The organism is Streptomyces sp. NBC_00464 (assembly GCF_036013915.1).
Classification (GTDB): Bacteria; Actinomycetota; Actinomycetes; order Streptomycetales; family Streptomycetaceae; genus Streptomyces.
In genome coordinates this window covers 2,318,554-2,336,124 of the sequence record NZ_CP107899.1, presented here as the reverse complement: position 1 = coordinate 2,336,124, position 17,571 = coordinate 2,318,554, and the positions used below count along the sequence as shown (strand labels likewise).

The following is a 17,571-nucleotide window of genomic DNA, read 5'->3' as shown; positions in this document are numbered from 1 at the left end:
CAGAATCTGGCCGAAACGGACTGAGACCGTGCTGTGATCGTGAACGCCGTGTCGGTCGGGGCCGTAGTGCTGAATACTGCGGGCAGGACCGGTCCGGTGTGTGAGCTGGAGGGGACGGTCGCGTGAGCGAAATACCTGGGACAACGGGCGATGTCGTGTGGCAGAGCAGTCCGCCTGGCTCGATCTACGACTACATCAGGGTCGCCTCCTTCTCGATCGGCCCCGATGGCCTGATCGAGCAGTGGAGCCGCCGGGCCACCGGCCTCTTCGGCGTTGCCGCTCACGAGGCGGTGGGCAAGGACCCGGTCGAGGCCTTCATGCCCGACGAGCTGCGCCGGGACGGCCACCGGCGGATCGGTGAGGTGCTCGACGGCAAGGAGTGGACGGGCCTCGTCCCCTTCCGGATGCCGGGCGAGGACGCCGTGCACGGGCTCGCCGAGATCTATGTGATGCCGAGCGAGACGGCGTCGGGTGAACGGGCGGCGGTCTGCATCGTCGTGGACGTCCGCGCACTGCGAGCCATCGAGACGGACCTTGCGGCCTCGCAGGCGATTTTTGGACAATCTCCCTTTGGTTTCGTGCTGTTCGGTACCGATCTTGCCGTGGTGCGGGCCAACCAGCGGTTCGCCACCGTCTTCGGCGGCCGGGCGGACGACCACCGTGGCCGCACGGTCGACGACTACCTCACAGGCGTGGAGGCGGACCGGCTGACGGCCACGCTCGAACACGTCCTGGCCACCGGCGACTCCGTCACCGACCTCCAGCTCGTCGGCACCATCCCCGGCGACATCGAGCGCCGTCACTGGTCGATGAACCTCTACCGGGTGCACAGCGGCACGGGCCGCCCCATCGGCATCGCCGGACTGGCCACCGATGTGACCCGGCGCCACATCGCGGCCCGTGAGGCGGCCAGCGCCCGGCGCAACCTCGCCCTGCTCAACGAGGCGAGCGCCCGCATCGGCAACTCCCTCGACCTGGAGACGACCGCCCGCGAACTTCTCGACGTCGCCGTGCCCGGCTTCTGCGACCTCGCCTCCGTCGACCTCTACCAGGCCCTGCTCACCGGCGAGGAGACGCCGCCGGGCAGCGGGGGTTCCCTGCGCCGGGAAGCGGTCGGCGGTTCCGCCGAACTGCGCCGCGTTGCCTTCGCCAGCGCCGTGTCGGACGTCCTGCCCGACGCCGCCCCCGATCCGGGCCCCGGTTCGGGCGCCGCCGAGCCACGGACGGCGGACCGCCCGCCCGCACTCGGCGCCGTGCACCGCTACTCCTTCGGCTCGCCCTGCGCCATCGCCCTGCGCACCGGCCATGTGGAGGACGTGCCCGGCGACGACCGCGGCTTCGTCCAGTCCACGCTCGCCGTGCCGCTGGTCGCCCACGACACCGTGGTCGGCCTCGTGCAGTTCTCCCGTACGAAGGGCAGCGAGCCCTTCGGCGAACGCGACCGCTCCCTGGCCTCCGAACTCGCCGCACGCGCCGCCGTCTGCATCGACAACGCCCGCCTCTACCGCCGCGAGCACGAGCGCGCGCTGATACTCCAGCGCAGCCTCCTGCCGCCCGGCGACCCCGAGGCCGCCGGGCTCGACATCGCCTGCCGGTATCTGCCCGGCAACACGGCCACCGAGGTGGGCGGCGACTGGTTCGACGTGATCGAGCTCCCCGGCCACCGCACCGCCCTCGTCGTCGGCGACGTGATGGGCCGCGGCCTGCGCGCCGCCGTGGCCATGGGCGAGCTGCGCACCGCCGTGAGAACCCTGGCCCTCCTCGACCTGGAACCCGCCGAGGTGCTCTCCGCGCTCGACGAGGTCGCCCGGGGCCTCGGCACACCCGGCGCGGGCACCTCGGCCGATGCGGGCGGCGGCGCCCAGTGGCCCTCGCGGGCCGCGCACAAGTCACGTGAGGCGGACCTCTCCGAGGTCTATCTCGCGACCTGTGTCTACGCCGTCTACGACCCGGTCACCCGGCGCTGCACCTTCGCCAACGCCGGCCACCTGCCCCCCGTCGTCGTCGAGCCGGGCGAAGCGGCGCTGCTCCTCGACGTCCCGCCCGGCATGCCGCTCGGCGTCGGCGGCGAACCCTTCGAGGAAGTAGAGGTGGAGCTCAAGGAGGGCGCCCTCCTCGCCCTCTACACCGACGGTCTCGTCGAGTCCCGCGACCATCCGCTGGACGAGGGGCTCGAAGCGCTGCGCGAAGCCCTCGTCGAACCCGCCCGGCCTCTTGAGGACGTCTGCGACCACGTACTGAGCTCGCTCGACACCCGGCACGGCGAGGACGACATCGCCCTGCTGATGGCCCGCATCCAGGGGCTGCCTGCCGACGCCGTCGGCGACTGGCGGCTGCCCCGCGAGCCCCGCTCGGTCGGCCGCGCCCGGGAGCTGGCCCGCAGCCGGCTGATCGCCTGGGACCTCGACGACCTGGTGGACACCACCGAACTGCTGGTCAGTGAGCTCGTCACCAACGCCCTGCGGTACGGCGAGGGCGAGATCCGGCTGAGGCTGCTGCGCGACCGCACCCTCGTGTGCGAGGTATGGGACGCGGGCCTCGTCCAGCCGCGCCGCCGCCGGGCGCGCGACACGGACGAGGGGGGCCGCGGACTTCAGCTGGTCGGACTGCTGAGCGCGGCCTGGGGGTCGCGGCGGACACCGCGCGGCAAGACCGTCTGGTTCGAACTGCCGCTGCCCGACGGCCGACCGGCCGCCGAGCGCACGGTGGAGGAACTGCTCAGCATGTTCTGAGGACGGCCCCGAAGAGGTCAGGCCGTCTTCAGCGCGGCGAGGCGGGCCTCCACCTCGGCGCTGTCGCCCAACGTGTCCAGCTGCTCGAACTGGGCGTCCAGGGACGACGCGGCGAGCTCCTGCTTGCCCATCGCCTTCGCCTCCTCACGCCGCACCTTGTCCTCGAAGCGGCTCAGCTCGCTGGTCGGGTCGAGGACGTCGATGTTCTTGACGGAGTCCATCATCTGGTTCTGCGCCTGGGCGGACTTGGCGCGGGCGACCAGCTCGTCACGCTTGGACTTCAGCTCCGTCAGCTTCGTCTTCATCTGGTCCAGGCCGGACTTCAGCTTGTCGACCACCTCGGTCTGCGAGGCGATCGTGGGCTCCGCGGTCCTCGCCTCCTTCTCCGACTGGAGCTGGCGGCCGAGCGCGACCTTGGCCAGGTTGTCGAACTTGTCGGCGTCGGGTCCCGATCCGCCCGCCCGCAGCTCATCGGCCTTGCGGCTGGCGGCGAGCGCCTTCTCGCCCCACTCCTTGGCCGCCGCCACGTCCTCGCGGTGGTCCTGCTCCATCAGGCGCAGATTGCCGATGGTGGCGGCCACGGCCTGTTCGGCCTCCGAGATGTTGGACGTGTAGTCGCGGATCAGCTGGTCCAGCATCTTCTGCGGGTCCTCGGCCTGGTCGAGCAGGGCGTTGATGTTGGCCTTCGCCAGCTGGGTGACGCGTCCGAGGATGGTCTGCTTGGTCATGGCACCTCTCCTGTGTGTCCGGTCCTGCTCTGCAACGTGGTGTGTACGGGTACGGGTACCGGCCCCGCTCAGAAGCGGCCGCCGCCGCCCCGCCGGCCGCGCGTCCCCCCGCCGCCGAAGCTGCCCGGGCCGCCGCCGCCGAAGCCGCCGCCTCCGAACCCGCCCCCTCGCCCGCCACCGCCCAGGAGCCCGCCGAGGATGATCCCGCCGAGGACCGCACCACCCATGCCGCCGCCCGCGCCGCCCCCTCCCGGCATGCCGCCCGGACCGCCACGGCCCCCGTACGCGCGCACGTCCTGCTCCGCGAGGCTCCGCGCCTCCCCGGCCAGCGCGTCCGCCCGCTGCGCCTCGGCCAGCGCGGCCTGCGGATCGTCGGCCCCGGCCAGCTCGCCGGCCCGCTCCAGCCGCCGCTGGGCCTCCGTCAGCCGGGTCCGGGCCTGACTGCCGACCGCGCCCCGGTTGGTGGAGACGTAGTCGGCGGCGGCCCCGATCGCCGACCGCGCGGTGAGCAACGCCTGGTCGAGGAGGGAACGGGCCCGCTGGTTGCCCTGCTCCTTCTCGCGCGCACCGGCCAGCGCCTCGTCCAGCACCGCGTCCGCCTCCTCCACCCGGCGCAGGGCGTCGATGGGGTCGTACGGACCCGCCTCGACCTCCTCCCGCACATCACGGGCCACGGACTGCGCACGGGCGATCCGGCCGCGGAGGTCCGCGGTGGACACCCCCTGCCCCGTGCCCTCCAGCAGCCCGCCCGCATCTGCCAGGTCCGTCTCCATCTCGGTGAGCGCGGCCGTCAGCCTGCCCGCCGCCTCGCCGAGTTCCCGCGCGCGCCGGTCGATGCCGTCGACGAGGGTGGCCGCCTGGCCGATCGCACCCTCGGTGGCCCGTACGTACACCGCCGCCGCGGAGTTGTCGCCGCTGTCGGCCGCCTGCCGGGCCTGGTTGAGCGAGGACGTCGCGAAGACGAGCCGGTCCTTGGCCTGTTCGATGTCGCCCGCGACGGGGGCCGAAGCCGACTCCGCGTAACTGCCGCGCATCGAGACGAGCGTGGCCTCGGCGGCGGAGGCCCGGCCGGCGAGCGTCCGGAACCGACTCTCGGCCGCCGCCAGTGCCTGCGGGGCGTTGCGTTCCAGTTCGCGCAGCCGGTCGAAGTCCTCGGAGACCGCGTCCAGCCGGTCGTTGGCGTCCGCGCAGCGGCTGATGATCTCGTCCAGCATCCGGCGTCGGGTGGCGTCGTCCTCCGGAATGGCGTCGTCGAGCTGCTGGCGCAGCCGGAAGGCCGCCGTCAGCTCGCCCTTGGCATACGTGACCGCCTCGGTGAACGGTGCGGCGGCCTCCTCGCCGAACTGGGCGGTGGCGAATCCGAGTTCCTCGTCGCTCGTGCGGACCGCGTCGTCCGTGTCGACGAGCGTCTGCTTCGCCTGTGCGTCGAGTTCGGGGAGGGGAGTGGGCGGCTGCGCCGGTTCGCCCGGCCCGGCTCCGGCCGGACCCCAGCCCGTCGCGGCGGGCGTCGTACGGGTGGTGGCGCGCCGCTTGCGCCGGGTGAAGGCGTACGCCGCGACGGCTGCGACGCCGCCGACGAGGACGATCGGCAGCACCAGGTCACCGGTACTCGTCCCGCCGGAGCTCCCCGTTCCGGGGTCGTCGGCGCCCGGGGTGATGGCGGGGGTGGGGACGGGCGAACCGGCCAGGACGGCGGAGTACCCGTCGGCGGCCCCGATCGCGGCACCCGCCCAGTCGTTCTCCTTGAGCGCCGGCTCGATGGCGGTGCTCGCCACGTCCTGGAGCTGCGCGTCGGTGAGCCGGGAGTCCTGGTCGACGGAGTACGCGTACTGCCGGTCGTGGGTGGCGACGGCCAGCAGCACGTCATCGAGGCCGAGCCCGTTGCGGTCGGCCGTCTGATCGGCCCAGTCCTGGGCGGAGCGCCCGGAGAAGTCACGGACGTACGCCACGAAGAGCTGGATGCGGCGCTGGTCGTAGAGCCGGTCGAGCGCGGTGACCACCTGGGCCCTGCGGTCCCCGAGCGCACCGACCTTGTCGGTGATCTGCCCGTCCCGGGACAGCGTGATGGGGTCGTCGGCGCGAGCGGTCAGCGCGGGGGACAGGGCCAGCCAGCACACCGTCAACAGCACGGTGAGCAGGGCCCGGCCCGGTATGAGGATCCGGGTTCGGCTCACAGGCGGCATCACGTTTGTGAGGCTATGTCCGGCTCAGGAGCCCCGCGACCCGGCACACGCTCCGCACACCTGGCCCGGGAACGGGCCCCTCACCTGGCGCGTCCTGCTGTTCGTACGGGCATGGCGCACCGAGGGACGCGCCCAGCCCGTTCGTACAGCCGGAGTACACCGAGACACACACCGAGACATACGACCGAGACATACAGGGGGCACGCACGTGCGTGAGCGAATGGGGCGGGCGTCCGCCGCGGTACGGAGCGGGGCGGCCCGGATGCTCAGCACCTGGCCGCGGCGGATCGCGCTGGCGCTGGTCCTGGTGATCGTGGTGCCGGTCCTCACGGCAGGTGTCGCGCTGCGGCTCAACTACACCGGTGATCCCGGGGACGGCACCCGGACCCGTGGCCGCGACGCCATCTGGCTGGGGCACGCCTGGGTCGACGGGCGGAAGAAGGACGCCGACCTCGCCGCGTTCGCCGCCCGGATCAAGGGCACGGGCATCAAGGACCTGTACGTCCACGCCGGGCCCCTGGAGCACGACGGCACCCTGCCCGCCGCCCGCTACCCCCGGGCCCACTGGCTGATCGATGCCGTGCACCGCACCATGCCCGGCATCCGCGTCCAGGCATGGCTCGGGGACAGGCTGGCGAGCGAGGGGCCCGACGGGCTGCGCCTGGAGCGTGCCGCGTCACGCGAGGCGGTCGTCGGCTCGGCGCGGCGGATCCTGGACGCCGGGTTCGACGGGGTGCACTTCGACCTGGAGCCGCTGCACTCCGGCGACGCGCACTACCTCTCGCTCCTGGACGACCTGCACGCTCTCACCCGGGCCCGCGAGGTGCCGCTCTCCGTCGCCGCCCACCAGATCGACCCGCTGCCCGCCGCGCAGAGCGTCCTCGGCGCGCTCACCGGCCGGGGCAAGTGGTGGTCGCAGAAGTACTTCGGGCAGGTGGCCCGCAGGGTCGACCAGATCGCCGTCATGTCGTACGACACCTGGATGCCGCTGGAGGGGCTGTTCGGCGGGTACGTCGCCGAGCAGACGTCGCTTGCCCTCGAAGTGACGCCCCGCGACACCGATCTGCTGATGGGCCTGCCGTTCTTCCACGAGAACGACCTGGGCCACCACGGATCGGCCGAGACGGTCGCGGCCGCGGTCCGCGGCACCAGACTGGGGCTGGGGCGCACCGACCGCGGCCGGGAGCGGTTCGGGGTGGCGCTGTACGTCGACTTCGCCGCGGAGGACGGCGACTGGGCGGCGTACCGGGAGGGCTGGCACTGACTCCGGCGGGGCCGGCTCAGATACTGAAGCGCTCCTTGGCGAGCAGCGGCCGTACGCGGGAACGGAACCCACCCGTCCGGAACGGCTGTTGCAGGAGGCCGGGGCGGAGCGCCTGGGCCAGGGCCGCCGTGATCATTCCCTGGTCGAGGGCGAGCAGATAGTCGCTGACCCGTCCGGTGGAGACGTTGACGGAGTCCCGGAAGCCGTAGCCGTCGTGGTACGCGCCGAAGTCGCGGTCCAGCGCCCGCAGGTTCGCCACCGCCTCGGCCGGCGCGTACGGCAGCGCGAGGAACGAGGCGTGCGGGGTCACCACGCCGTTGGTGAACGCCGACGCGGGCGGCAGCGGAGCACCGTCCGTCGTGTACGTACGGTCGGTGTTGGAGGCGTAACCGTCGACCTGCATGCCGAGCGCGTCGACGCCGTACTCCTGATAGCCGCCCTCGGGGATGTTGGCGGGCGAGAATCCCCAGTAGCCGTACTCCGCCTCCGTCATGCCGTGCTCGATCTGGCTGCGCACATAGCGCTGATGGGTACGGCCCCACGACTGCGGCGACCACTCCGGCTCCGGTACGAACAGCGGGACCATCAGCGCCTCGAACATCGACCCGCCCCAGGTGGGGACGAGCTTGCGGCCGCGGTGCGTGTAGTGGCCCTGCCAGACGCGGATGCCGTCCATCGCCACGTAGCTGCCCTGCGGCTCCTGCTCCTGGCCGTTGCCGGGGACCATGGTGCGCAGCAGGTGCCAGTAGTGGTCGGCGGGCAGCGAGCCGTCCGCGATTCCTAGGTAACTGGCCATGCGGGGCTCGGTGTTGAGGGCCCCGTAGTGGTGGCCGGTGGGCTCCTCGGTGTCCGTCCAGAAGCCGCCGCGCAACTGGCCGGGGCCGGCGACCGGGTCGGCCGGGTCGTAGGGCGTGTAGTAGTACGACCAGTCGGCGTCCGACAGGATGCGGGCGATGCGCGGGCGCAGCGCGGGGGCCGCGTCCGCGGCGATGCGCAGGCCGGTGATCAGCCAGGCGTTGTCGACGGACGAGAGGAACGGGCGGACCGGGTCACCGGTGCCGGGCCACTCGGTCAGCACCGAACCGTCGTGCGCGTCGTACCAGTTGAGCCAGAAGCCGTGGTGGCGCTCCAACCGCTCGACGGACCGGACGGTGAGCTCCAGCCTGCGCCGCATCGTGGCGTCGCTGATCACGCCCAGTCCGGCGGCGGCGACGGTGGACCAGAGGCCGCAGCCGATGTTGGTCGGCGAGGTCTGGCGTGACTGGACGGGGCCGTCCGGCCCGCTCACGTCGATCTTGTCGACGGCGAGACCGAGACCGGTGGTCATTGCCTCGATCGAACGGTACGTGTCACGGAACCAGCGCAGCAGCAGCTGCGGGTCCGGGGTGCGGCCGAGCGGGGCGGCGCCTGCCGAGGGCGCGGATACGGCTCCGAGGGACAGGGCGGCGGCCCCGGTCCCGGCGGCGGTGAGAAACGTGCGACGGTCCATGAAGGTCCAGCTCCCGGTGGCAGAAGGGGGATGGGGAGTTCCGTGGCGTGCTCGATGCGGCGGAGGCGCGCCTCCGCCGCCGCTTTCGGGTACGGCTGTCGGCACGGCCGGGGCTGTGGGACCCGGGCCGCGCCGTTGGTGCGGTGAAGCTGAAGGTGCGGGTGGTGCGGAAGGTGCGGTACGGAAACCGGCGGATGTCAGGTTCCGCCGGCTTCCGTACGCGCGGGAGCCGTCAGGAGCTCCCGGTCATGGGGCCGGTCTCAGCCGGCGTCGCGCGGCAGCGCGCGGGTGCGGCCCATCTCGCCCAGCCAGACGGCGGACGGCTTCGGCAGCCGCTCGAACGTCTCCGGGTTCCAGCCGATGAGGCCGAAGGTGGGCTTGTAGGAGCCCCACTCGTAGTTGTCGAGCGCGCTCCAGGCCAGGTAGCCCTGAATGTTGAGGCCGTCCTCCAGGGCGGAGGCGACCTCGTTCAGCGCGCCGGTGTAGTAGTCGATGCGGCGGCTGTCGACGTCGGTGGCGATGCCGTTCTCGGTGACGATCAGCGGCACGTTGTGGCCGACGATGTCGGCGGTGTGGCGCAGCGCGTACCCGACGGCGGAGGGGTAGTACTCCCACTGCGTGAGGGTGCGCTCGACGTCGTCCGAGGTCGGGATCGGGCCGTCGGTGCCGATCTTCGTCCGGGTGTAGGACTGCACGCCGATCCAGTCGTCGCCGCGGGCGGCCTCGATGAAGACGTCCTCGCGGGGGTGACGGTAGGCCGCGGTGACCTCTTCGGCGCCGGGGAGGGCCTGGTAGACCTGGTTGGCGATGGTCCAGCCGACCTGGATGTCGGCGTTGATCGCCTTGACCTCCTTGACGGCCGCGTGGTGGGCGGCGATCACGGCCACGGTGGTCTCGTCGTCCGGGGTCGGCAGACCGGCGGGCGGGAAGCCGATGTCGCCGCGCTTGGCCTGGCCCGCCATGACGGCGATCATGTTCGGCTCGTTGATGGTGCAGACGTGGCTGACGCCTTCGCCGATGACCGGTGCGCAGGCCGCGACGTAGCGGGCGAACAGCTCGGTCGCGCCCTCGGAGGTGAAGCCGCCGCGGGCCTCGAACCACTGGGGGACGGTGAAGTGGTGCAGGGTGACCATGGGGCGCAGCCCGCGCTCGATGGCGCCCTCGACCATCCGGCGGTAGTGCGCGAGCTCGGCCCGGGAGAACTGGCCCTCGGCGGGCTCGATGCGGGCCCACTCGATGGAGAACCGGTAGTCGGTGAAGCCCAGTCCGGCCAGCACGTCCATGTCCTCGTGCCAGCGGTGGTAGCTGTCGCAGGCGTCCAGGCTGGGCTCCTGGATGTGGGTGCCCGCGGTGTGCTCCTTGACCCACCAGTCGCTGTTGGTGTTGTTGCCCTCGATCTGGTGGGCGGCCGTGGAGGCGCCCCACAGGAAGCCTTCGGGGAACGGGACCTGGGTGTGAGTCATCGCAAACTGTCTTTCTGGTGCGTGAAGGGGTGTGGCCGGGCGCGGGGTGTGGGGTGCGCGGCCTCGTACGTGTCGGTGGGGCCGGCGGGCTACTTCATGCCCGCCGTGGCGATGCCCTGGGTGAAGTGGCGCTGGAGCGCGATGAAGACGACCAGGACCGGCAGCACGATCAGGAAGGACCCGGCCATCAGCATGCCGTTGGAGCCACCCGCCTTGTTCGGGTCGGTGGCGAACGTCGCCAGGGCGACCGGGAGGGTGTACTTGTCGGGGTCGTTGGTCGCGATGAGCGGCCAGACGAAGTTGTTCCAGGACCCGAGGAACGTGAAGATCGACAGCGTCGCCAGGGCGGGCTTGACCAGCGGCATCACGATCCGCCAGAAGATGTACCACTCGCCGGCGCCGTCCATCCGGGCCGCTTCCAGCAGCTCGTCCGGGATCGACTGCATGAACTGGCGCATCAGGAAGACCCCGAAGGCGCCCGCCGCGAACGGCAGCACCAGACCGGCGTACGAGTCGATCAGGCCCATCTTGCTCATCAGCACGAACAGCGGCAGGAGCATCAGGTTGCCGGGCACCATGAGGGCGCCGAGCACCAGACCGAAGATCTTGTTGCGGCCGGCGAACTTCAGCTTGGCCAGGGCGTACCCGAGCATCGAGCAGAACACCAGGTTCGAGACGGTGACCAGCACCGCCACGATCACCGAGTTCATGAAGTACAGCGGCAGATCGAGCTTGTCGAGCAGGTCCCGGAAGTTGTCCAGGGTCCACTCGGTCGGGATCCAGACCGGCGGGCTGGCGGTCAGCTCGCTCGTCGTCTTGAACGCGGAGACGGCCATCCACAGGAACGGCGCCGACATGATCAGCAGCCCGAGCGAGAGCAGGACGTAGACGAGGACCCGCTTCAGCGAACGCGGCCGCTTGGGACGGCCGGGCTTCCCGTCGTTCCCGGGCTTCTTCGACGGCGCCGTCGAGACGGCGCCCGGTGCACTGGTGGCGCTCATTTCGTGTTGTCCTTCAGCAGTCGGAGCTGCAGCACCGTGATGCCCATGATCACTACGAAGAGGACATACGCCATGGCGCTCGCATAGCCCATGTGGAAGAAGTTGAAGCCCTCGCGGTACATGTTCAGCGAGACGGTGAGCGTCGAGTCCGAGGGGCCGCCCTGCGTCATCACGAAGGGCTCCTCGAACACGTTGAGGTAGCCGATGGTGGTGATCACCGTGGCGTAGAGCAGCGTGGGCCGCAGCAGCGGGACCGTGATGCCCTTGAACTCCTGCCAGATGTTCGCGCCGTCCAGTCGCGCCGCTTCCCGCACCTCGGTGGGGATGGCCTGGAGACCGGCGATGAAGAGCACCATGACCGTGCCCAGGTTGCGCCAGACCGCCATCGCGATCATCGACGGCATGGCGAGCTTCTCGGAGCCGAGGAAGTCCGGCGCGGTGAGACCCACTTCGGAGAAGAGGCCCGCGACGAGACCGTCGCTCGGGTCGAGGACGAAGCGCCAGACGACGGCGACCGCGACGATGGTGGTGACGACCGGGGCGTAGAAGCCGACGCGGAAGAAGGTCCGGGCCCGGTCGATGCCGTTGTTCAGCAGTACGGCGACGACCAGTCCGAGGAGGATCGTCAGCGGGACGCCGACGACCACGAAGTACGCCGTGTTGAACAGCGACTTGAGGAACTTCTCGTCGCTGAACAGCTTGGTGTAGTTCTCGAAGCCGATGAAGTTCGCGTCCAGCGGGTGCGTCACGTTGCGCAGCCCGAAGTCCGTGAAGCTCATCACCAGCGTGGCGATGATCGGGACGGCCATGAAGACGAGGAAGAGCACGAGGAAGGGAGTGGAGAACAGCCATCCGGCCATGTTCTGCACGCCCATCGAGGACTTCCTGCGACGTCGTGAACCCTTGGGCCCGGCGGCCGGGGACGTGGTCCCCGGCCCGGCCTGCACCTTGGCCGGCTGTGCGGCCTTTCCGGTCGTGGTGCTCATGGCTCCTACTTCACGAGGCCTTCGATCTCGGACTGCGCGGTCTTCAGCGCGTCCTCGGCGGACGCCTTGCCCTGGGTCACCTTCGCTATGGCCTGGTCGACCTTGTCGGTGATCTCGCTCAGGTTGGGCAGCGACGGGGAGGACTTGGCGGTGTCCATCTGCTTCTTGAAGATCTGCAGATCGGCGTCGTCGGCGAGGTCACCGGAGGTCCAGGCGGCGGTGTTCGCCGGCAGGTCCTTGGTGCGCTCGTACCAGTCGGCCTGGCCCTTGGTGTCCGTCAGGTACTTGATGAACTGGGTGGCAGCGGCCTTGTGCTCGCTGTCCTTGGAGATCACCAGGGAGGAGCCGCCGGCCATCGAGGTGGAGGACTTGTCGGCGGGCACGTTGGCCACCGCCCACTTGCCCTTGATCTGCGGCTGGCCCTCGTTCAGCAGGGTGACGTGCCAGGGGCCGCCGAAGAACATCGGGACGCGGCCGTTGCCGAAGTCCTTCACGACGTCGTAGCCGGGCTGCACGGACTTGTTGGAGAGCCCCTTGTCGAAGTACGAGCCGTACTCCTTGAGCGCCTTGACGGCCTCGGGGCTGTCGATGACGGCCTCGCCCTTGTCGTTGACGATCTCGCCGCCGGCCGAGTACAGGAAGGAGTAGAAGTTCTGCACCGTGTCCAGGCCGCTGGGCTGGATGGACAGGCCCCACTTGGTGTCCGCCTTCTTCTGGTAGGCGGTCGCGAGGTCCTGCATCTCCTTCCAGTTGGTCGGAGCCTTGGTGATGCCGGCCTTCTCCGCCAGGTCGGTGCGGTAGTAGAGGACGCGGGTGTCGACGTACCACGGCACGCCGTACGCCTGGCCGTCCACCTCGCCCTGCTTCCAGCCGGCCGGGAAGAAGTCCTTCTTCTGGAAGGTCTTGGTGTCGACCGGCTCCAGCACACCGAGCTCGGAGAACTCGCCCATGTAGCTGCCGCCCATCTGCGCCACGTCCGGCATGGTGCCGGCGGCGGCCGCGGAGACGAGCTTCTGGTGGGCGACGTCCCAGCCGACCGGGGTCACCTTGACGGTGATGTTCGGGTTGGCCTTCTCGTAGACCTTGGCCACATCCGCGAGCTTCTCGCCCTCGGCCCCCATGGCCCAGACAGTGAGCGTCTGCTTCTTGTCCGCGGCGACGTCCTCGCCACCGGAGCTGCCGCACGCGGTCAGACCGAGAGCGAGAACGACGGCGATACCGATGCCGGTGGAGGCGTTTCTGGCGGTGCGGGACATGGAGGGCTCCTCCTTGAGCAATCCGAAATGTATGCGCTGCCTGTAAGCGCATACATCACTCTGCGGCAGAGATTCAGGAATCCGCAAGAGGGTGCTTGGTCACACTCGTGCAACGTGCCGGACATCTGAATGTTCAACTTGAAACGGTAAGCGGGTCGTTTGTGGAAAAGGTGACGATGTGACCGATTCCGCATGGTTGGTGCGTGCTCGGGCGGGGTCCGGGTCGGGAAACGGGCGGCGATAGTGTCGTGATCATGACTTCGTTCGCGCATGACTTCCCTTTTGATCCGGCCCACGGGCGCACTCTCGACGAGCTGATGACCGTGCCCGCGCCGCCGGCCCCCGACGACTTCGCGGACTTCTGGCAGGCCCGGTACGCGGCGGCCCGCAAGGTCGCGACGGACCCGGAGATCGGGCCGTTGGAGGAGGAGCGCGACGGCGTCCGGATCCACGGTGTGACGTACACCTCCGTGGGCGGGGTACGCCTGGGCGGCTGGCTGGCCCTGCCGGTGGAGAGCGCGGAGCCGGTGCGCCACGGGTTCGTCATCGGGCACGGGTACGGGGGCCGCCAGGGGGCGGGGCCCGACGTGCCGCTGCCGCTGCCGTCGTCGGCCGCGATCCTGCCGTCCGTACGGGGGATGGGGGCGCGCGGTCTCGTGGCGGGCATCCCCGAGATCTCCTCCGGGCATGTGCTGCACGGCATCGAGTCACGCGACACCTACGTCATCGGCGACTGCGTGGCGGACCTGTGGTGCGCGGCGTCCGCGCTGGAGGAACTGGTGCCGGAGCTCGCGGGGACGGGCCGGATGGGCCTCCTCGGGGAGAGCTTCGGCGGGGGGCTCGGTGCGCTGGCCCTGCCGTGGGACGACCGCTTCGCGGCCGCGCAGCTGACGGTGCCCACGTTCGGGAACCACCCGCTGCGGCTCACGCTGCCGTGCACGGGGAGCGGGGAGTCCGTGCGCGGCTACCACCGCGGGCACCCCGAGGTCGTGGAGGTGCTGCGGTACTTCGACGCGGCGACGGCCGCGGGGTTCGTGGAGCGGCCGACGCTGGTGGCCGCGGCGCTGTTCGACCCGTCCGTGCCGCCGCCGGGCCAGTTCGCCGTGCACAACGCGCTGGCGGGGGAGCGGGAGCTGCTGGTGCTGCCGGCGGGGCACTTCGAGTACGAGGGGCTGCCCGAGCAGGTGGCCGGGCTGGTGGCGGCGCGGCGCGCGTTCTTCGGGAAGTGGCTGGGCTAAGGGCCCTTTCGTTCGGATCAGGCCGGATCAGGGGCCAGGGCCCGCGAGCCCGGCCTGATCCGAACGAGAAGCGCTGGGGAGTGGGGCGGGGCGCGTGGGCGGCCCCGCCCGTTCCGTCAGCCGCAGCCGCAGCTCGCCCGGTGGATCAGGGAGACCGGGAGGGTGAGCGACACCGGTTCGCGGCCGCTGTTGTTCAGCCGCTGGACCAGCAGCTCGACCGCCTGCTCGCCCAGCAGGCGGATCGGCTGGCGCACCGTCGTCAGCGGCGGCTGGACGATCCGGCTGAGCGGAATCCCGTCGAAGCCGGTCACCGCCATGTCCTGCGGCACCCGCACACCGCGCCGCGCCAGGGCGCGCAGGGCCCCCACCGCCATCTGGTCATTGGCGAAGAGCATCGCCTCGGGGCGTTCCCCGTCCCGGTCCAGCAGGGTCTCGGCCGCCAGTGCGCCCTCGGCCTGCTTCATCATCGTCGTCCGGAGGGCCGGCTCGTCCGGTACGGGGAGGCCGGCGTCCCGGCACGCCTCCTGGAAGCCGCGGAACCGTGCCTCCGCGTCCGGCGAGTCGGTGTCGCCCCCGACGAAGGCCAGCCGGCGCAGGCCGTGGTCCTCGATCAGGTGGCGGGTCAGCTCGCGTTCCCCGTCGGCGTTGGCGACGACGATGTGGTCGAGGTGGTCGATCTCGCGCGGTCCGGCGAGCATCACCACCGGCAGCCGGCGCGATATCACCTCCAGGTCCTCGGTCGGCACGGTCTGCGCCAGGACGGCGAAGCCGTCGACCCGCCCCGCGACCTTCGCGACCAGGCTCTCCGGGCCGCCCTCCAGGGACGCCGCGATCAGCAGCGCGTACCCGTGCCGCCGGGCCGCGCGCTCCATGCCGCGGATGATCTGGTCGGAGTAGAGCATCACCGCGTCGTCGGCGTCACTGTCCGCCTCGGCGTCGGCCTCGGCGTCCGGGTCGGCGTAGTCCGGGAAGCACAGGCCGAGCACTCCGGTGGTGCGGCTCGCCAGCCCTCGTGCGTTGCCGCTCGGTACGTAACCGAGCTCGCGGGCTGCGTCGAGAACCCGCTCGCGGGTCTGGGCGCGCACTGATTCCGGGGTTCGGTAGACGCGCGAAACCGTGGCGATGGAGACGCCCGACCGCTCCGCGACGTCATAGACCGTTGGGGCGCTCACTCGACCGACCGTCCGCTTCTTCTTCCGTGCCGATACGTATCGGCACAACCATCGACGTACACGTTATGAAAGCGCATTCACCCTAGATCGCGGTCCGTGTGCGGGCAAGGCCGTCCCATATCAGCAGGCAACCTTGCAAGATGGCCTGTGCATCTTTTACGGTGGAGTCATGACGCAAACGTCCGGACCCGTGCCCGCCGACCCGACCGCCGAGGAGGTGGCGAACCATCTCGCCTCCGTGGTCGGCAGGCTGCTGCGCCGGCTGCGCTCCTCGTCGTCGGAGAGTCTGCTCACCCCGACCCAGCGTTCGGTGCTGGCCCGGCTGGCGGACGGGGGGCCTGCCACCACAGCCGATCTGGCCCGCTCCGAGTTCGTGCGCCCCCAGTCCATGCGGCTGACCCTGGGCGCGCTGGAGGAGCAGGGAGTCGTGGAGCGGGCACCGGATCCGGCCGACGGGCGGAAGTCGGTCATGTCGATCACGGAGGCCGGCCGCACCACCCTCGCGGAGGTCCGGGCGGCCAAGCGCAACTGGCTGGCCGAGGCCGTCGCCGCCGAGCTGGACGGGGCGGAGCGGCGCACCGTCGCCGAGGCCGCCTCCCTCATCGAGCGCCTGGTCGGTTCATGACCGGTCGCGACGTGCTGCCCGGGGCGACATCTGCGCAGGCACACCCGCGGGAGGCGGCGTCCGCCCCCGGGTTCAGTGCCCGGCTCACCGCTCCGCTGCTGCTCGGCTCGCTGCTCAACCCGCTCAACACCACGATGATCTCCACGGCTCTGGTGGCGATCGGGCAGCACTTCGGCATCGGCGCCGCCGACACCGCCTGGCTGATCTCGGTCCTCTACCTCGCCAGCGCCGTCGCTCAGCCCGTCCTGGGCAAGCTCGCCGACGTCCTCGGCCCCCGCCGGGTCTTCCTCGCCGGACTCGTCGTCGTCATCGCCTCCGGACTTGTCGGGGCGCTCGCGCAGGGCTTCGGCCAGCTGATCGTGTCGCGGCTGCTGCTCGGCATCGGCACGTCCGCCGCCTACCCGGCCGCCATGGCGGTCCTGCGCGACGAGTCCGCCCGGATCGGCCGGGCCACCCCGCGCCCCGTGCTGGCCCGGCTCTCCTTCGCCGCGCTCGGCAGCGCGGCCGTCGGGCCCACGCTCGGCGGACTGCTGGTCATGACCGTCGGCTGGCGCGGCATCTTCGCCGTGAACGTGCCCGTCGCCCTGATCGCCCTCGGTGCCGCGCTGCTCTGGATCCCCGCCGACCCGCCGCGCAGCCGGGCAGCCGACGGCAGTACGCCCCGGCTCGGCCTGGACCCGCTCGGCATCGGCCTCTTCACCGCCGCGCTGACCGTGCTGGTCTTCTTCCTGCTCGACCTGGCCCACCCGATGTGGTGGCTGCTCGCACCGTTCGCCCTGCTGACCGCCGCCCTGGTGCGGTGGCAGCTGCACCGCCCCGAGCCCTTCATCGACCTGCGGATGCTGGCGGGAAACGCCGCGCTCTCACGGACGTACCTCCGGCACGGGATCAGCTATCTGCTGATCTACTGCGTGATGTACGGGTACACGCAGTGGCTGGAGGAGGCCCGTGGCTACTCGTCCGGGCACACCGGACTGCTCATGCTGCCGATGTCCGTCGCCGCGCTGGCCTGTTCGCTGCTCGGCGCCCGTACGAAGGGCATCCGCGGGCCGCTCACCCTGGCCTGCGTGCTGCTCACCGCCGGGGCCGGACTGCTGTTCCTCCTCTCCGGCGACACCCCGGTCGCCGTCCTGCTGCTGACCGGGGCCTGCTTCGGCATCCCGCAGGGGCTCATCGGCACGAGCAACCAGGCGGCCGTCCAGGCCTACGCCCCGCCCGAGTCCATCGGCTCCGCCGCCGGCCTCCAGCGCACCGCCCAGTACATAGGGGCCATCACCGCCTCCAGCCTCATCGCGCTCGCCTACGGGCAGTCGGCCGGTGACCGGGGCCTGCACCTGATGGCCGGCGTCGCCGCCGTGCTGGGCGTACTCCTCATCGTTCTCACCGTCACCGACCGCGCCCTGCGCGGCCGTACCTGAATCCCCCCGAGCACCA

General features: G+C 71.1%; 13 protein-coding genes. 5 read left to right on the top strand and 8 right to left on the bottom strand.

Annotated elements, in window-relative coordinates:
- Positions 1-155: 155 nt before the first annotated feature.
- Positions 156-2,732 carry a SpoIIE family protein phosphatase gene (locus OG912_RS10050; RefSeq protein ID WP_327713387.1) on the top strand — a complete coding sequence of 859 codons (2,577 nt, stop codon included), beginning with the start codon at positions 156-158 and terminating at the stop codon, positions 2,730-2,732.
- Positions 2,733-2,749: 17 nt separating this feature from the next.
- On the opposite strand, the gene OG912_RS10045 is transcribed toward OG912_RS10050, so the two are convergent.
- Positions 2,750-3,460: a PspA/IM30 family protein gene (locus OG912_RS10045; protein ID WP_327709050.1), complete on the bottom strand. Its 711-nt coding sequence runs from the start codon at positions 3,458-3,460 to the stop codon at positions 2,750-2,752.
- Positions 3,461-3,528: 68 nt separating this feature from the next.
- Positions 3,529-5,634 carry a TPM domain-containing protein gene (locus OG912_RS10040; RefSeq protein ID WP_327709049.1) on the bottom strand — a complete coding sequence of 702 codons (2,106 nt, stop codon included), beginning with the start codon at positions 5,632-5,634 and terminating at the stop codon, positions 3,529-3,531.
- Between the two features lie 271 nt (positions 5,635-5,905).
- On the opposite strand from OG912_RS10040, the gene OG912_RS10035 reads away from it, so the two are divergent.
- A complete protein-coding gene (locus OG912_RS10035; protein ID WP_327713386.1) occupies positions 5,906-6,907 on the top strand; it encodes a hypothetical protein in 1,002 nt (333 codons plus the stop codon).
- A 16-nt stretch (positions 6,908-6,923) separates the two neighbouring features.
- On the opposite strand, the gene OG912_RS10030 is transcribed toward OG912_RS10035, so the two are convergent.
- The 5 genes from OG912_RS10030 to OG912_RS10010 form a co-directional block, all read right to left on the bottom strand.
- Complete coding sequence (locus OG912_RS10030) at positions 6,924-8,396, bottom strand: glucoamylase family protein (protein ID WP_327709048.1); 1,473 nt, start codon at positions 8,394-8,396, stop codon at positions 6,924-6,926.
- Between the two features lie 260 nt (positions 8,397-8,656).
- Positions 8,657-9,859: a glycoside hydrolase family 1 protein gene (locus tag OG912_RS10025; protein ID WP_327709047.1), complete on the bottom strand. Its 1,203-nt coding sequence runs from the start codon at positions 9,857-9,859 to the stop codon at positions 8,657-8,659.
- 89 nt (positions 9,860-9,948) lie between these two features.
- Positions 9,949-10,860 (bottom strand): carbohydrate ABC transporter permease, encoded by a 912-nt coding sequence (locus OG912_RS10020; RefSeq protein WP_327709046.1) that lies wholly within the window; start codon positions 10,858-10,860, stop codon positions 9,949-9,951.
- Positions 10,857-11,846 (bottom strand): carbohydrate ABC transporter permease, encoded by a 990-nt coding sequence (locus OG912_RS10015; protein ID WP_327709045.1) that lies wholly within the window; start codon positions 11,844-11,846, stop codon positions 10,857-10,859. Before OG912_RS10015 ends, OG912_RS10020 begins: the two co-directional genes overlap by 4 nt.
- Positions 11,847-11,851: 5 nt before the next feature.
- The gene (locus OG912_RS10010) at positions 11,852-13,102 is read right to left on the bottom strand and encodes a sugar ABC transporter substrate-binding protein (RefSeq protein ID WP_327709044.1); all 1,251 of its coding nucleotides are present in this window, start codon (positions 13,100-13,102) and stop codon (positions 11,852-11,854) included.
- 254 nt (positions 13,103-13,356) lie between these two features.
- Between OG912_RS10010 and OG912_RS10005 the strand changes: the two genes are divergently transcribed.
- Positions 13,357-14,340: an acetylxylan esterase gene (locus OG912_RS10005; RefSeq protein WP_327709043.1), complete on the top strand. Its 984-nt coding sequence runs from the start codon at positions 13,357-13,359 to the stop codon at positions 14,338-14,340.
- Between the two features lie 116 nt (positions 14,341-14,456).
- Here the strand turns inward: OG912_RS10005 and OG912_RS10000 are convergent, their stop codons facing one another.
- Entirely contained in the window at positions 14,457-15,512 is a 1,056-nt protein-coding gene (locus tag OG912_RS10000) for a LacI family DNA-binding transcriptional regulator (RefSeq protein WP_327709042.1), read from the bottom strand.
- A 169-nt stretch (positions 15,513-15,681) separates the two neighbouring features.
- Here OG912_RS10000 and OG912_RS09995 point away from each other — a divergent pair, with 169 nt between their 5' ends.
- Both OG912_RS09995 and OG912_RS09990 read left to right on the top strand, forming a co-directional pair.
- Complete coding sequence (locus OG912_RS09995) at positions 15,682-16,137, top strand: MarR family winged helix-turn-helix transcriptional regulator (RefSeq protein ID WP_327709041.1); 456 nt, start codon at positions 15,682-15,684, stop codon at positions 16,135-16,137.
- Positions 16,134-17,555: an MFS transporter gene (locus OG912_RS09990; protein ID WP_327709040.1), complete on the top strand. Its 1,422-nt coding sequence runs from the start codon at positions 16,134-16,136 to the stop codon at positions 17,553-17,555. The genes OG912_RS09995 and OG912_RS09990 overlap by 4 nt, the downstream gene beginning before the upstream one ends.
- The last annotated feature ends 16 nt before the right edge of the window (positions 17,556-17,571 follow it).

What these genes read in the sequence shown, in the direction of transcription:
- OG912_RS10045 (WP_327709050.1), bottom strand. Translation starts at nt 3,460, where the DNA reads ATGACCAAGCAGACCATCCTCGGACGCGTCACCCAGCTGGCGAAGGCC.
- OG912_RS10035 (WP_327713386.1), top strand. Translation starts at nt 5,906, where the DNA reads ATGCTCAGCACCTGGCCGCGGCGGATCGCGCTGGCGCTGGTCCTGGTG.
- OG912_RS10030 (WP_327709048.1), bottom strand. Translation starts at nt 8,396, where the DNA reads ATGGACCGTCGCACGTTTCTCACCGCCGCCGGGACCGGGGCCGCCGCC.
- OG912_RS10025 (WP_327709047.1), bottom strand. Translation starts at nt 9,859, where the DNA reads ATGACTCACACCCAGGTCCCGTTCCCCGAAGGCTTCCTGTGGGGCGCC.
- OG912_RS10020 (WP_327709046.1), bottom strand. Translation starts at nt 10,860, where the DNA reads ATGAGCGCCACCAGTGCACCGGGCGCCGTCTCGACGGCGCCGTCGAAG.
- OG912_RS10015 (WP_327709045.1), bottom strand. Translation starts at nt 11,846, where the DNA reads ATGAGCACCACGACCGGAAAGGCCGCACAGCCGGCCAAGGTGCAGGCC.
- OG912_RS10010 (WP_327709044.1), bottom strand. Translation starts at nt 13,102, where the DNA reads ATGTCCCGCACCGCCAGAAACGCCTCCACCGGCATCGGTATCGCCGTC.
- OG912_RS10005 (WP_327709043.1), top strand. Translation starts at nt 13,357, where the DNA reads ATGACTTCGTTCGCGCATGACTTCCCTTTTGATCCGGCCCACGGGCGC.
- OG912_RS09995 (WP_327709041.1), top strand. Translation starts at nt 15,682, where the DNA reads ATGACGCAAACGTCCGGACCCGTGCCCGCCGACCCGACCGCCGAGGAG.
- OG912_RS09990 (WP_327709040.1), top strand. Translation starts at nt 16,134, where the DNA reads ATGACCGGTCGCGACGTGCTGCCCGGGGCGACATCTGCGCAGGCACAC.